This window comes from Agromyces zhanjiangensis (assembly GCF_040496055.1).
Taxonomy (GTDB): domain Bacteria; phylum Actinomycetota; class Actinomycetes; order Actinomycetales; family Microbacteriaceae; genus Agromyces; species Agromyces zhanjiangensis.
The window spans coordinates 17,184-31,965 of record NZ_JBEPKB010000006.1; the positions used below are offsets into that span (position 1 = coordinate 17,184).

Genomic DNA, 14,782 nt, shown 5'->3' on the forward strand with positions numbered 1-14,782 from the left:
CCGCGGTACCCTAGCGGCGTTCTCACGTGTTGTCGATCCGATCGGCTTCGCCACGCGGGAAAAGCACTGCCGAAATCTGGAGCGATAGTCGCGGGGGGGGGGTACGCGATGATGCAGGATTCACAAGATAGCGGCATCGGAGACAGCGCTGCGGCTGAACGTCGTCCCCCGGGCAGCGGCGAACCGAATACGGTGTTGGTTGCGCGTCGGCTCCCGCGGTTGGCTGCATTCGTCGTCGATATGCTTCTGCCGGTCGTTGTTGTTGGTCTCCTCGCGATCGCAGGATCATTGGCGACTGGGTTCCCTCTCCTCACCAATCCGGTCGGGATCCTGTTGTTTCTTGTCTTCGTGGTGGTCGGTGCTGCGATCTTGTCGTCCCTGGCATCGTGGCTCAGCGATGGGCAATCCGTTGGCAAGGCGATCTTCGGATTGGAAGTTCGCCGAGCGGGTTCGCGCAAGTGGGATGGCGGCTCGAGAGCACTCCTATGGGCGTTCGGCCGCGCCACGATGGGGTACGCCGTCGTCGATTGCTTCGGCATCGGCGCCCTTGGAGCGGCGACGGGTCGCTACCGTCGAGCAGTCCATGATCTGGTCTTCAGCAGCCAGGTCGTCGCAACGGACCCACACCGATTCGCCGAGGCCTCGACATTTGGCAGGCTCGTCGAGCTTCGCATCAGGGAATTCGAACGACGCCGGCAGGATGGCCTCAAACGATATGAGAAGCGATACGGATACCTGACGACGCTGATCAAATGGATCGACCGGATCATCAAGACGACCGCATCGATCTTCGCGGCTCTCCTCGCATGGATGTTCGGAACTGCATCGGCGGCCTCAGCGGCCGCTGGGGCCGGCGCAGTAGGTGGTGGGTCGACGCTCGCTCCCGCTACGGCTGCTTTGACCCAGGCGACGCTCGCAGTCACGGGCGGCGTGTTGGCCAGTGGCGTGGTAATCGCAACAACATCGGTCGACTCGAGCGGTATACAGGTTTCCGAGGGGCCGCATCGGTTCAGTGAACTCGATTGGGCCGTGGTCGACATCGAGAGGCGGCCAATCGGTCCCGGCGAGGATGCCGAGGATACCGATCCAAGCGAGGACTTCCTGTACGCCGATATCGACGTGTCGTCCGCTTTTCCTCAGGTGTCCTTGGGTGCCGCCTACCAGTGGGTGACGTTGTCGACTCCGGACGGACGAGTGCTTGAGGCAGAGGCTGCATTTGATAGAGGGACCCGCGATCCTCTGGGACTCGAGACGGAGATTCGCTCGGGGCGTACAGAGGAGTGGACGATCGTCTTCACCGTCGACGCACGTGACGACCTCGACGGGGCTTGGTTCGAGGTCTCGCAGCTCGGCTATGAACCAACGGCCCTCGGAGGCCCGAACGTGCTCGATGAAGCGGCGCGGATCCCGATCGCCGTCGTCAATCCGGTGTACGACGGCCCGTTCTCACGCGATGAGGCAACGGTCGAGGTTGTCGATGTGTGGGTGTCGAGGGAGCTTGGCACTATCGATAACGGCCAGCTGATGGATGCCTACGACTACGGCAGCCGTCGCCCGGAGGTGGGTTACGCGCACTTGGTCATCGTGTTCGATGTGAATTGCCGCCTGACCGGGATCAATACCGGAGGCTGCAATGTGAGTGCGGGTCGCGTCGTGGCGGACGGGACCGGGCTCGCGGGCAACCTCACCGGCACGGGACTAGATGGCTACGGATCAACGGTCAGGCACTGGGCAACGTACCCGATACCGCTTGGAGCTTCCGAGGCGGTCATCGAGATCAATGGCGATACTTCGGGGCAAGACGGCACGGCACCTTTCGAGATCGAAGACCTCAGGGCCCTTGACTCGCTCGCGATTGGCGGTTGAAGCAGCACCGCTTCCGTTTGGCGCACGTCCGGACGTTGCGGCGGCTCGGCGGCCGGCCGCCGGCTCTTGGGTCAAACCTGTCGAGCGACTTCCACGCCCTCACCCAAACCCCGCATCCCCTCGCCACAGTCACGCAATGAACGACCGCTTCGATGAACTGACCAACGAGCCCCTGTTGACCTGCTCCCCTCGATATCCGGGCCACCTATAGGGCGGCGACCGACGAACCCGAGTCAGCTTCCCGCTGCCCGAAGCCGGCCCGTCGGCAGACGACCGCTCGGAACCGGACTCGCCTCTCTGGGCGGTACAGTCCCGAGGGCGACCACGACGGACTCGGCGCCAGGACCGACGAAGCCGCATACGAGCCGAACCGTCGTGATGGTCTGGAATGAACCAACCGCAACAGAACTCTTTCCCCCTGGTCACCGCAGTCACCATGCACCACCCCGGCGTCCTCCGCGGGCATGGCACCTGACTCATCGACTACCGCGAGCGACCGGCTTCGACCGGATCCTCGCCTACGTCGATCGCGCCGACAACGGCGGAACGATCGAGACCTTCCACCTGCCCGGCCAGCGCGCCGGCGTCGAGTCTGTTTTCGACAGCAACTGGGACGTGAACCGGATGCCGCCCGGCATGATCACCGCCACGCGCGAACTGCGCGACCTCAACGACGGTTTCGCGGCCGCGCGGGGGCGCACTCACCGTCGCATCACGACGCACGACCCACACCGCGCAGCAGCTCTCGGCGACTCCGATCAGCGATCCGGCCGCGGCCACGCGTTCGCGCACCCGTCGGTCGCTCTGACCGTCGTCGCTGACGATATCCACCGCATGCGCACCTTCTTCACCGCAGACGTACAAGGTGCCGATGACGCCGCCAAGTCGAAGACGCGCGCCCGACGCCGCAAAGATGCCAACGGCTCGCCGCTGCGTCCAAGGCAGCTGGCGACCATCGGGCCACCTCAAGACGACGCCACGCGGGCAAACACAGGAGGCCGGCATCGGATTTCTCCAATACCGGCCTCTTCTGAGCGATATCCGGAGTATCGGAACCTGAGTCTCCGATCGCACCGCGGACATGCGAAAGGCCCCGGTCCGACTGGACCGGGGCCTTCTCGACTTGGTTGCGGGGGCAGGATTTGAACCTACGACCTCTGGGTTATGAGCCCAGCGAGCTACCGAACTGCTCCACCCCGCGGCACAAGAGAAAACACTAGCACGGGTTCCGAGGGCGGTCGAATCGAGGCTGCATCCCGGGCGAGTCCGCGAGGAACGCTCAGTCCGGCCGCGCGGTCGCGAGCCTCGAGGCCACCAGTTCGTAGCCGAGCGGGAGCCACTGGCGGTCGGGCCAGCCGAACATGCCGTCGCCCTTCGGCACCGTGATGGGGAACATCCGCCACGGCAGCTCGTAGTGCTCGGCGAACTCGTCGACCGTGAGCCCGGCGTCGCGCAACGCACCGAAGACCTCGCCGAGCGGATGCATCCACTCCCACGTCCGGGCGTTGACGAGGCGCGCCTCGGGGTCGGCGTAGTCGCTCGGGTCGTCGATGATGTCGGGACCGGTGCTCACGTAGGGGTACGCGAACGCGGGCATGCCGCCCGGTCCGGCATCGCCCTCGAACACGTACGCCGAGGGGTGGCCGTCGGCGAAGAACAGCCGGCCGCCGGGCTTCAGGAACCAGGCGATGATGCGCGCCCACTCCGCGACGTCCGGCAGCCAGCCGATCGTGCCCCAGGTGGTGAACACCAGGTCGAACGACTCCGGCTCGGGCAGCCGATGGCGGGCGTCGTAGACGTTCGCCTCGATGAAGCGGGCGCGATCGGCCACGCCGAGCTCGCCGGCCATGCGGCGCGCCTCCTCGACGGCCGGCCGGGAGAAGTCGATGCCGATCGCGTCGGCGCCGAGGTTCACGAGCGAGAGCGTGTCGGATCCGAAGTGGCACTGCAGGTGCAGCGCCCGCACGCCGTCGAGGCCCTCGGGGTACAGCCGGTCGATGCCGGCCTGCGCGATGGGGTCGAGCACGCTGCCGCCGGCGCGCAGTCGCGTCCGGTCGTAGAACGGCGACGCCACATGCAGCGCGACGCGCTCGTCCCAGTTCGCGCGGTTCTCCTCGAGCCAGTCCCCCGAGCCCAGATCGACGGTCATCAGCCGTTCGACGGTTCCTCGGTCGACGGCGCGTCGGTCGGCGGGGTGTCCGTCGAGCTCGCGCCGTCCTCGGCGAGGACGATGAGCTCCGAGATGATCTCGGCGAGCTCGGCGTCCGCCGCACCGTAGGCCACCCAGTCGCCGTCCTGCAGCGCCTGCTGCTTGTCATCGATCGCCTGCCGCGCACGGTTGAGCAGCGACTGCAACTCGGTGTCGGTCGTCGTGGGCGTCTCGCCCTCGCCGCCCGTCCCGCCCTCGCCGGGCGTGGTCGGTTCGACCTCCTCATCACCCGCGGCCGCGCCGGAGTCGCCGCCGAACAGCACGTTCAGCGCCTCGTCGAGCGTGTCCTGGAAGGCGATCTCGTCGCCGAACGCGACCAGCACCTTCTGCAGCAGCGGATAGCTCGTCTCACCGGTCGACTGCACGTAGACGGGCTGCACGTAGAGCAGGCCCCCTCCGACGGGCACCGTGAGCAGGTTGCCGTTGATCACGTCGGACTGGCCCTGCTTCAGCAGGTTCAGCGACTGCGACACCGTCGGATCGGAGTTGAAGGTGTTCTGCACCTGACCGGGGCCGGGCACGTTGTCGTCCTCCGGCAGCGACAGCAGCCTCAGCTTGCCGTAGCCCTCGGCGCGCTCACCATCGGTCGAGCCCGCATCGGAATCGACCGCGAGGTAGCCGCGCAGCACGTTGCGGCTCGCGCTGCCGCGCGCCTCGGGGATGAACGTCGAGTAGATCGAGTAGGTCGGCGCCTCCTGACCGGGCATCTGCATGGTCAGGTAGTACGGCGGCTGCAGGAACGAGGTCGCCGCGCTCTGCGTCGGGTCGAGCGGCGTCGTCCACGCGTCCTCGCGCGAGTAGAACGTCACCGGGTCGGTCACGTGGTAGCGCCCCAGGACCGCGCGCTGCATCTTGAACAGGTCGGCCGGGTAGCGCACGTGGGCCATGAGCTCGCCGGACATCGCGCTCATCGGCTCGATCGCGCTGGGGAAGACCTTCTGCCACGTCTGCAGGATCGGGTCGTCGGTGTCCCACGCGTACAGGGTCACGCTGCCGTCGTACGCGTCGACGGTGGCCTTCACCGAGTTGCGGATGTAGTTGACCTCATCGAACGCGAGCGGCTGCTGCACCGACTCGCTGTCGGAGATCGCCTCGCTGTAGCTGACCTTGTTCGAGTACGGGTACTGGTCGGAGAGCGTGTAGCCGTCCACGATCCAGACGAGGCGGCCGTCGACGACCGACGGGTACGTGTCGCTGTCGAGCGTGAGGAAGGGCGCGACCTTCTGCACGCGCTCGATCGGGTTCCGGTCGTACAGGATCTGGGACTCGTTCGAGACCTGGTCGGAGAGGAAGATCTGCTCGGACTGGAACTTCAGCGCGTAGACGAGCTTCGTGAAGACGTTGTCGAGCAGGGGCCCGCCGTCGCCGGTGAAGGTCGTCTGCTGCGGTTCGCCCTCGCCGCCGGCCGGGTAGTCCAGCTCGATCGGCGACGCGCCCTCGGGTGCGCCCACGATCGAGTACTCGGGCGAGTTCTCGCCGAAGTACACGCGCGGCTCGAACTCGGGCAGCGTGCCGTTCGAGGGGATGCCCGACTCGAGGAACACCGGCTGGCCGTCGCTCTGGCGCTGGTTGCCGGCCGCGGCGACGAGGCCGTAGCCGTGGGTGTAGACGAGGTGCGAGTTGAACCACGTCTGCGCGTCGTTCAGTCCCTCGAGGTTGAGGTCGCGGATCGCGACGACCGTGTCCTGCGACTGCCCGTCGATCTCGTAGCGGTCCACGTCGAGCATCTCGGGGAACTGGTAGTACTGGCGGAACTGCTCGAGCTGGCGGAACGCCGGGCTGATGACGGCCGGGTCCATGAGCCGGATGCTCGCGGTCGTCGCCGCGTCGGAGCGGAGGGCGCCGGGCTCGGCATCCGTCTCGGCCTCGTACGGGATCTCCTCGATGTCGGCCACGCCGAACGCGTCGCGCGTCTCGTCGATGTTGCGTTCGATGTAGGGGGCCTCGAGCGCCCGCGCGCTCGGGTCGACCTGGAAGCGCTGCACGACCCACGGGTAGAGCGAGCCGATGAGCAGGCTCGACACGATGAGCAGCACCGCGCCGACGAGCGGCAGGCGCCACCGGCCGAGGATCGCGGTGATGAAGAACAGCACGGCGACCACCGCGGCGATGACCGAGAGGATCTGGCGGCCGGGGATCGTCGCGAACACGTCCGTGTAGGAGGCGCCCGTGATGAGCGAGCCGGTCTCGGTGACCGTCGCGTACTGGTCGAACCAGATGCTCACCGCCTGCAGCAGCAGGTAGAGGCCGGCGGTGACGGCGATCTGGATGCGCGCAGCCTTCGAGATGACGACCTCGCGGCCGCTCACGCGGATCGCACCGTAGAGGTAGTTCGTCGCGATGACGAGCAGGCCGGAGAGCAGGACGACGGCCGACGCGAAGCCGACGATCGAGCGGTAGAACGGCAGCTCGAAGACGTAGAACCCGATGTCGAACCCGAACTGCGGGTCGACCGTGCCGAACGGGGTGCGGTTCAGCCAGGCGAGCACCGAGTCCCAGCGGCTCGCCGTCGACACGCCCGCGAAGATGCCGAGCACGGCCGGGATGCCGTACATCGCGAGGCGCCGGAGCGGCTCGAAGATCTCCTGATAACGATCCAGTTGCGAATTGAGCTTCGCGTACACCGGACGGGTCCGATAGGCGATCTGGATGGAGAGCCACACGGGCAGCGCCATGGCGACGAACCCGATGAGGAACAGCACGATCCGGGTGATCCACTCGGTCGTCAGCACCTCGAGGAACCCCAGCTGGTCGTACCAGCGGATATCCGCGTAGATACCGGCGAACACGAAGAACGCGATGACGAGGGCACCGACGATGCCGATCGTGATCGCGATCGGCGCGCGGCGGCGCGTCGTCCTCGGTTCCTGCGACTGTGCTGTGGACACTCTCGGCCTCATTCGGGTCGGGACGGGATCGGATTCCCATCCTACGGTCGGCTTTCTTGGAAAGGGCTGGCGGGGAGGGCCGCACGGCTCCGCTCGGGGCGAACGCGGGTCGCGGCATCCGTCACCGACGACCGGGGCGGAAGCCGCAGGCGATCAGTCAGCCGACGACGGCGTCGCAGCTCCGGAAGGCGGACGTGTCGCCCCCGTCGCCGATCGTCTCGACGACGTCCCGCGCCTCATCGAGCGTGCCGACCGCGAACACCTCGAGCCCGTCCGGCACGTTGCCGACGACCTCGTCGCAGTTCGACTCGGGCGCGAGGAACCAGGCGGCGTCGGCGTCGAGCGCGCCCCAGAGCTTCTGGCGGATCCCGCCGATGGGGCCGACGGTGCCGTCGGAGTCGATGGTCCCGGTCCCTGCGACGTTCTCACCGCCGGTCATCGCCCCGGGCGTCAGCGTGTCGACGATGCCGAGGGCGAACATCAGGCCCGCGCTCGGACCGCCGACGTCGTTCAGCTGGATCTCGACGTCGATGGGGAACTCGTACCGCATGCGGACGCCCACCCCGAGGACCGCGTTGCCGCCGTTCGCCGCGGGCGTCGCCTCGACCGTGAGCTCCTCGCCGTCGCGGACGATCCCGATCGCCGCGGGCGATTCGGTGCCGTGCTCGCCGAGCGCCGCACGCAGCTCGTCGACCGAGTGCACCTCGGTGCCGTCGACCGAGCGGATGACGTCGCCCTCCTCGATCACGCCGTCGGCGGGCGTCCCCTCGCCGACCCCCTGCACCACGACGTCGCGCGGGAAGTCGTAGCCCAGTTCCACGAGCGCGGCGGCGATCGCGTCCTGCTGGGAGTCGACCATCTGCGCCTCGTTGGCCGCGTCGCGGTCCTCGCTGCTGATGCCGGGCGGATAGATCACCTCCACCGGCAGGACGGCGCGGCGCGGGTCGACCCAGGCCGCGGCGACGTCGAGCCAGCCCGGGGTCACGCCGGGACGGCCGAGGACCGACACGGTGAGGAGGTCGAGCGACCCCTCGGACGGGAAGGTCTCCTCGCCGGGGACCGCGATGAGCGGGACCTCCTCGTCGTCGACCTCGGTCGTACCGAGCGTGTCGTAGACCGGCCCGGCCTGCTGGATGACGTACGGACTGGGCAGCAGGGCGAGCCCGAGGCCGATGACGGCGGCGATCGCGATGGCGGTCCAGCCGATCCGCTCGCGACGCGAGCGTCGTGCGCCCTGGACGCGCGCTGGCGTCGCAGCGGGCGCCGATCGGTCGTCGCCGGGGCCGCCGAAGAGCGTCATCCGCCGTGGTCCTTCCCGAGCGCCCGCGGGGGAACCGGCGCTGTTCGCGACGGGCGGACACCCGAGGGGTCAGCCTAGGCCATTTCCCGGCGAGGACGCAGATGAGCGGCGGTAGCGTGGATCGCGAAGCGAGGGAGGTGGCCCGAGTGGCCGAACGCGACCAGGAGCCCGACCGCGACCCCGAGGACGAGTTCCGCGACATGCTGCGCGAACTGCTGTCCGGTTCGGGCGGCATCGACCCGTCGAAGCTCGCCGGCGCAGCCGGGCTGCCGAACGATCCCGCGAGCCTCGCGGCGCTCTTCAGCCAGCTCCAGCAGGCGATGCAGCGCTCCGAGGAGGAGGGCATCGACTGGTCGCTCGCGCTCCGCCAGGCCGAGCAGCGCGCTTCGACCGGCCAGCGGCAGATCGCCGCCGCCGAGACGGAGCGACTCGACCGTGCCTTCGACCTCGCCGCCCTGTGGCTCGACGAGGCCGTCGAGGTCTCCGCGCTGCCCGGCACGCCGGAGCTCCTCACCCGGCGCTCGTGGGCCGCCGCGACCATGCCGATCTGGAGCCAGCTCGCCGAGCCGGTCGCGCTCAGCATCGCCGATTCGCTCACCCGCGTGATGAGCGAGCAGGCGCCGGAGGAGCTGCGCTCGATGGTCCAGGGGGCGAGCCGGATGATGCGCGGCATCGGCGGCGCGATGTTCGCGATGCAGCTCGGCCAGGTCGTCGGGCAGCTCTCGACCGAGGTCGTCTCCGGCGGCGACGTCGGGCTCCCGCTCCTGGAGGACGGCCGGGCGGCCCTCCTGCCCGAGAACGTCGTCGAGTTCGGCGAGGGCCTCGACATCCCGACCGACCAGGTCGAGCTCTACCTCGCAGTGCGCGAGCTCGCGCACGCCCGTCTGTTCCGCCACGCACGGTGGCTCCGCCTGCACCTCATCACCGCGATCACCGCGTTCGCACGCGGCATCGACGTCGACGTCGAGCGTCTCGAGCAGCTCGCCGAGGGCTTCGACCCCTCGAACACCGACGAGTTGCGCGACGCGGTCGCGAACGGTGCGCTGCTGCGCCCGAAGAGCCCCGAGCAGGAGGCGGCGCTCGGCCGCCTCGAGACGATGCTCGCGCTCGTCGAGGGCTGGGTCGACGTCGTGACCGCGGATGCCACGTCCCGCCTGCCGAAGTCCGACGCCGTCGCCGAGACGATCCGCCGTCGGCGGGCGACCGGCGGACCGGCCGAGTCCGCCCTCGCGACGCTCGTCGGACTTGAGCTGCGCCCCCGACGCCTCCGCGACGCCGCGGCCATGTGGCGGGCGGTCACCGACGCGGTCGGCATCGCCGGGCGCGACGCCCTGTGGGCGCATCCCGACCTCCTGCCGACCGCCGCCGACCTCGACGACCCGGCGCCGCTCGCGGCGCGCCTCGCGTCCGGCGGAGAGGCGGGCGGAGCGGCCGACGCGGAGTTCGACGAGGCCCTCGAGGCGCTGCTGCGCGGCGAGTTCCCGCCGGCGGATGCCGCGGACGGGGACGACGGCCCGGGCGATGCCGCGGGCGACTCACCGGAGGGTGGCCCGCGCGTGTCCTGACGGGCCGGTTCACGTCTCGACGCCCCTCGGCCCGCGGAGCGCCCGCGCCTGTGGACGCTCGGCGACGCCCCGTCGAGCCCTGCGGCATGCTTCCCGCATGACGCCCCGACTCGACCCGGCACTCCCCCTGGTGTGGCGCTCGCCGAACACGCTGCAGCTCGGCGGCGTCCGCCCGGTCGCGATGCTCGACGACCCCGCCGCGCTCGAGACCGGCGTGCTCCGCGCCCTCGCGGCCGGGGCCTCGCGAGCGACGCTGCACACCATCGGCGCCGCGCTCGACGGCGATCCCGAGCAGGTCGACGCCGTGCTCGGCCGACTCGCCCCGGCGTTCCTCGACGACGCCCATCGCGCGGTCTCCGGCGTCGTCGCCCTCGCCGGGCCGGCGGGGTCCGTCGACGACCTCGGCACCGCGCTCATCCGGCTCGGGCATCGCCCGGTGCCCGCCGCCGAGGCCGACCCGGCGACCACGGATGCGGCCGTGCTCCTCGCCGACCGGGTGGTCCCACCCGCGGCCCACCTGCCGTGGCTCTCGGCCGACGTCCCGCACCTCGCCGTCGTGTTCGACGAGCGCGGCGCCGAGGTCGGCCCGTTCGTCCGACCCGGTGCCGGGCCGTGCCTGCGCTGCATCCACCTCGCGCGACGGGATGCGGATGCCGCGTGGCCGGCGATCTCGGCCCAGCTCGCCGTCGCGCCGGCGCCTCCGCACCGGGGACGCGCGCGGCACGAGGCCCTCGCCCTCGCGGCATCCGTCGTCGACGACCTGCTGCGCGCCGGGCGCTCGGCGCTCGACTCGGCGTCGGTGGTCGTCAGCGACGCGCCCGCGCCGGAGCGCCCGCGGTCGACGCCGTTCGGGATGCACCCGGAGTGCGGATGTCGAGCTCCCGGAGGAAGCGCGACGGCTCCCGTTCCGCTCGCCGTCCACCCGACCATCGCGAGAAGCTCAACGACAGCCGTCGCCGTGCCCGCGTGATGCCGACGTAGAGCAGTCGGCGCTCCTCGTCGATCGCATCGAAGCCGGTCGCGTAGGCGATCGGCAGCATGCCCTCGGCGAGGCCGGGCAGGTGGACCTCGTCCCACTCGAGGCCCTTCGCCGAGTGCAGGGTCGCGATCGTGACGGCCGCGACCGCCGGTTCGTGGTGGGTCTCGGCGCGCGTGCGGAGGTCGTCGGCGAACGTGCGGAAGGTCGTGCCCGCGGGCTGGTCGTCGACGAGCCGCGCGATCGCGTTGAGCGACTCCCACCGGTCGCGCACGGCGCCGGGGCCGGCGGGCGGGTCGACGGTCCAGCCGAGCGAGCGCAGCACGTCGCTCACCGACTTGAACAGGGGTTCGTCGGCGATCGCGAGCGCCGCGGCCCGGATCGCGTGCACCGCCTCGCGCACCTCGGGGCGGTCGAAGAAGCGCTGTGCTCCTCGCACCCGCACGGAGACGCCCACGTCGCCGAGCGCCTGCTCGAACAGTGCGGACTGCGAGTTCACGCGCAGCAGCACCGCGATCGCCTCCGACGCGACGCCGGCGTCGATGCTCTGCCGCACGCGGGTGGCGACCCCACGGGCCTCGGCGAGCTCGTCGGGGTACTCGACGACGTCGGGTACCGGGCCGTGGGCGACCCGGTCCGCGGCGCGTGCGAGTTCGGGTCCCGACTCGGAGGGGTCATGGCCGGATGCCGCCGGGTCTCCCGCGTCCGGCGCGGCCGACGCGAGGCGCAGCGCACCGGGCCGGCCGCGCATCAGCCGGTTGGCGACGTCGACGATCTCGGGCGTCGAACGGTAGTTGCGCTCGAGCCGCACGATCGTGGCATCCGGGTGGTGGCGCTCGAAGCCGAGCAGGAACTCGGCGCTCGCGCCCGCGAACGAGTAGATGGTCTGGCTCGCGTCGCCGACCACGCACACGTCGCGCCGCCCACCGAGCCACAGCCCCAGCAGGTGCTGTTGCGCGGGCGAGACGTCCTGGTACTCGTCGACCACGAAGTGCCGGTAGGCCTCGCGCACCTGCAGCGCGACGGTCGGCTCCGACTCGATCATGCCGGCGGTGGCGAGCAGCACGTCCTCGAAGTCCATCGCACGCCGCTCGTCCTTGAGCTCCTCGTACGCCTCCACGAGCGCGACCGTCTGCTCCGCCGTGAGCGTGCCCGGCGCGCCCCGCGAGGCGAGCCTGACGCGGTAGTCGTCCATGCCGACGAGTCCGACCTTCCGCCACTCGATCTCGGCGGCGACGTCGCGCAGCGTCGCGGTGTCGACCTTGACCCCGCATCGCTCGGCTGCGAGTCCGAGCAGTCGCCCCTTGAACTCGAGCACGCGCGGCGCGGGACCGCCGACGACGATCGGCCAGAAGTGGTTGAGCTGTGCGAGCGCGGCCGCGTGGAAGGTGCGCGCGGCGACCGCGCCCGCACCGAGGGCGCGGAGCCTCGTGCGCAGCTCGGCCGCCGCCCGCGACGTGAACGTCAGCGCCATGACGCGCGCCGGATCGTACGAGCCTGATGCCACGCCGTACGCGATGCGGTGCGTGATCGCGCGAGTCTTGCCCGTTCCGGCACCCGCCAGCACGCAGACCGGCCCGATGAGCGCCTCGGCGACGACACGCTGCTCGTCGTCGAGCGCGGTGAGGAGCGGGTCTCCCGTCATGATGTCGACCACGGCATGGACGAGGCGAGGGGCCCGCCGTACCACTCCTCGAGCATCCATCGCGCGATCGAGGTCTCGCCCGGCAGCGCGACACGGCCGAGCGCGTCGCGAAGCGCGTCGCGGTCGAACCAGCGCAGCTCCAGGATCTCCTCCCCGTCGGGCACGACCGTGGTCGCCGCACCCCGCGCGACACGCGCCCGGAACGCGCACATCAGGCTCGCCGGGAACGGCCACGGCTGCGACCCGAGGTACTCGACGCGGTCGACCGCGAGGCCGGCCTCCTCGCCGATCTCCCGCACGACCGCCGCCTCGAGCGACTCGCCGGGCTCGACGAAGCCCGCGAGCACCGAGAACCGGTCCTGTTCCCACATCGCGTTCGAACCGAGGAGCACCCGGTCCTCGTCGTCGGTGACGAGCACGATCACGGCCGGATCGGTGCGCGGGAACCGTAGGCGATCCTCCGCCAGGCACCGTCGCGCCCATCCCGATTGGACGACCTCCGTCGGGCTGCCGCAGCCGGGGCAGAACGCGTGCGTCGCGTGCCAGTTCGCGAGCGCCACCGCCTCGATCGCGAGGCCCGCATCACGGTCGTCGAGCGCGGTCGCGACGCCGCGGAGCCCGACCCAGCGCGTGTCGTCGGCGATCGCGGCCGCGGCGTCGGCACCGTAGGTCCATGCCTCGATCGGGCTTCCGGCGGGCAGCGCGCGCCCCGCGGCATCCGTTCCGGCATCGAGCGTGCGCCCGAGGTAGCAGCGCACGTCGGAAGCAGGCAGGGTCGACGGATGCCGCAGCTCGAGCCCCGGCGCATCGGCGTCGGATGACGGCTCGACGACCAGCACGCGACCGGCGTGCACCGCGAGCACCCGGGCGTCAGGGTCGGCGTCGAACGCAGCAGCGCGACCCGACGCGGCGCGCGACACGCCGTCGCGATCGAGGTGCTCGCGCGCGAGGGGCGGGGCGGTGACGGGGCGTGCGACGTCGGCGGGATTCGGCGCGTCGGGGTGGAGCACTGGTGCACCTCTCGTCGGAGCCGGAGTCGTCGGGAACGCGTGGCGGTCGCCGGGCAGGCCGGATGACCTGCTTAGGCTGTGTGCCATGGCCAGACCCCCACTCACTCTAGCCGCGTTGGCCACGGCCGCGGTGGCCGGACTCGAGGTGCGGGCGGCCCGGGCGCACTCCCGCGGAGCGGGCGGCGCGTTCGATGCCGTCGAGCTCCACTCCACCGACGGACGGCACCTGCTGATCCGCGCCCCGCGGTCGCAGACGGCCGAATCCGAGCAGTCGTCCGACCTCGTCGCCCTCCGTGCGCTCACGCCCGGCATCCGCTCCCGGCTGCCGTTCGCGGTGCCGCAGTTCGTCGGCCAGGCACCCATCGGGCCCACCCGTGCGGTCGTCACGGAGTTCATCCCCGGCGCCGGCCGCACGGCCGACGAGCTCACGGGCTCACCCGAGCTCGCCGCCGACGTGGGCCGCGCGATCGCTGCCATCCACGCGCTGCCCTCGGGGTTCATCGGCGATGCCGGTCTGCCCCGACGGTCGGCGAGCGAGGCCCGAGAGGTGGCCGTCGCGATCATCGACCGCGCATCCGACACGGGTCGGCTTCCGGCGGCCCTCGTCCGCCGGTGGGAGGAGGCGACCGACGACGATACGCTGTGGCGATTCGCGCCGACGGTGGTCAACGGCCAGCTCGGCGCCGACTCGTTCCTCGTGGACGGCAACAGGGTGACCGGCGTGATCGGCTGGTCCGGACTCGGTCACGACGACCCGGCGCACGACCTTCACTGGGTGCTCACGTCGACCGGGGCGTCGGCGGAGCAGACCCTCGGCGCCTACCTGGAGGGGCGAGCCGGCGGCGCCGACGCGGAGATCGCCCGACGGGCGCTGCTCTACGGCGAGCTCGAGCTCGCGCGCTGGCTGCTGCACGGCGTCGACACGCACGACGACGAGGTGATCGGGGATGCCGTGGGACTTCTCGACGGGCTCGTGGCGAGCGTGCACGACCACTCCTCCGAGTCGCTGACGACCGACACCGGGCCGGTGCTCGCCGTGGCGGACGTCGAACGGATGCTCGACCAGACGCCGCGCGAGGGGTTGCCGCGGGAGTCGGGCGCCACGATGCTGACCGACAGCTACGACGTGTCCGAGCTGCGGCGCCACATCGCCGAGGGCGCCGAGGCGGACCGGGATGAGCGCGACCTCGGCCTGACGGCACCCATCCCGCTCGACCTGAGCGATTGGGGCGACGCGGCGCCCGAGTCCGCGGGATCGGCGACCGAATCGACCGGCGGGAGCGGAACCCGCGACCGCTCGGCGTAGCCGCGACGGACGGGCCG

At 70.8% G+C, this 14,782-nt stretch carries 9 protein-coding genes and 1 tRNA gene; 3 read left to right on the forward strand and 7 right to left on the reverse strand.

Annotation, left to right across the window (positions count from 1 at the left end; genetic code table 11):
- Positions 1 to 108 precede the first annotated feature (108 nt).
- Positions 109 to 1,866 carry an RDD family protein gene (locus tag ABME02_RS12245; RefSeq protein WP_353815626.1) on the forward strand — a complete coding sequence of 586 codons (1,758 nt, stop codon included), beginning with the start codon at positions 109 to 111 and terminating at the stop codon, positions 1,864 to 1,866.
- Positions 1,867 to 2,349: 483 nt separating this feature from the next.
- Here the strand turns inward: ABME02_RS12245 and ABME02_RS12250 are convergent, their stop codons facing one another.
- The 5 genes from ABME02_RS12250 to ABME02_RS12270 form a co-directional block, all read right to left on the reverse strand.
- Positions 2,350 to 2,697, reverse strand: a complete 348-nt coding sequence (locus ABME02_RS12250; RefSeq protein WP_353815627.1) for a hypothetical protein — start codon at positions 2,695 to 2,697, stop codon at positions 2,350 to 2,352.
- A 293-nt stretch (positions 2,698 to 2,990) separates the two neighbouring features.
- Positions 2,991 to 3,067, reverse strand: a tRNA-Met gene (locus ABME02_RS12255).
- 78 nt (positions 3,068 to 3,145) lie between these two features.
- Positions 3,146 to 4,015 carry a class I SAM-dependent methyltransferase gene (locus ABME02_RS12260; RefSeq protein WP_353815628.1) on the reverse strand — a complete coding sequence of 290 codons (870 nt, stop codon included), beginning with the start codon at positions 4,013 to 4,015 and terminating at the stop codon, positions 3,146 to 3,148.
- Complete coding sequence (locus ABME02_RS12265) at positions 4,015 to 6,975, reverse strand: UPF0182 family membrane protein (protein WP_436408266.1); 2,961 nt, start codon at positions 6,973 to 6,975, stop codon at positions 4,015 to 4,017. The genes ABME02_RS12260 and ABME02_RS12265 overlap by 1 nt, the downstream gene beginning before the upstream one ends.
- Positions 6,976 to 7,120: 145 nt before the next feature.
- Entirely contained in the window at positions 7,121 to 8,263 is a 1,143-nt protein-coding gene (locus tag ABME02_RS12270; RefSeq protein WP_353815630.1) for a YlbL family protein, read from the reverse strand.
- Positions 8,264 to 8,463: 200 nt separating this feature from the next.
- Between ABME02_RS12270 and ABME02_RS12275 the strand changes: the two genes are divergently transcribed.
- On the forward strand, positions 8,464 to 9,828 hold the full coding sequence (locus ABME02_RS12275; RefSeq protein ID WP_353815810.1) for a zinc-dependent metalloprotease: 1,365 nt from the start codon (positions 8,464 to 8,466) through the stop codon (positions 9,826 to 9,828).
- Between the two features lie 806 nt (positions 9,829 to 10,634).
- Here the strand turns inward: ABME02_RS12275 and ABME02_RS12280 are convergent.
- Together ABME02_RS12280 and nudC are read right to left on the reverse strand one after the other, a co-directional pair.
- On the reverse strand, positions 10,635 to 12,449 hold the full coding sequence (locus ABME02_RS12280) for an ATP-dependent helicase (protein WP_353815811.1): 1,815 nt from the start codon (positions 12,447 to 12,449) through the stop codon (positions 10,635 to 10,637).
- The gene (gene nudC, locus ABME02_RS12285) at positions 12,446 to 13,459 is read right to left on the reverse strand and encodes an NAD(+) diphosphatase (RefSeq protein WP_353815631.1); all 1,014 of its coding nucleotides are present in this window, start codon (positions 13,457 to 13,459) and stop codon (positions 12,446 to 12,448) included. The genes ABME02_RS12280 and nudC overlap by 4 nt, the downstream gene beginning before the upstream one ends.
- 85 nt (positions 13,460 to 13,544) lie before the next feature.
- Here nudC and ABME02_RS12290 point away from each other — a divergent pair, with 85 nt between their 5' ends.
- On the forward strand, positions 13,545 to 14,765 hold the full coding sequence (locus ABME02_RS12290; protein WP_353815632.1) for a phosphotransferase: 1,221 nt from the start codon (positions 13,545 to 13,547) through the stop codon (positions 14,763 to 14,765).
- Positions 14,766 to 14,782 lie beyond the last annotated feature (17 nt).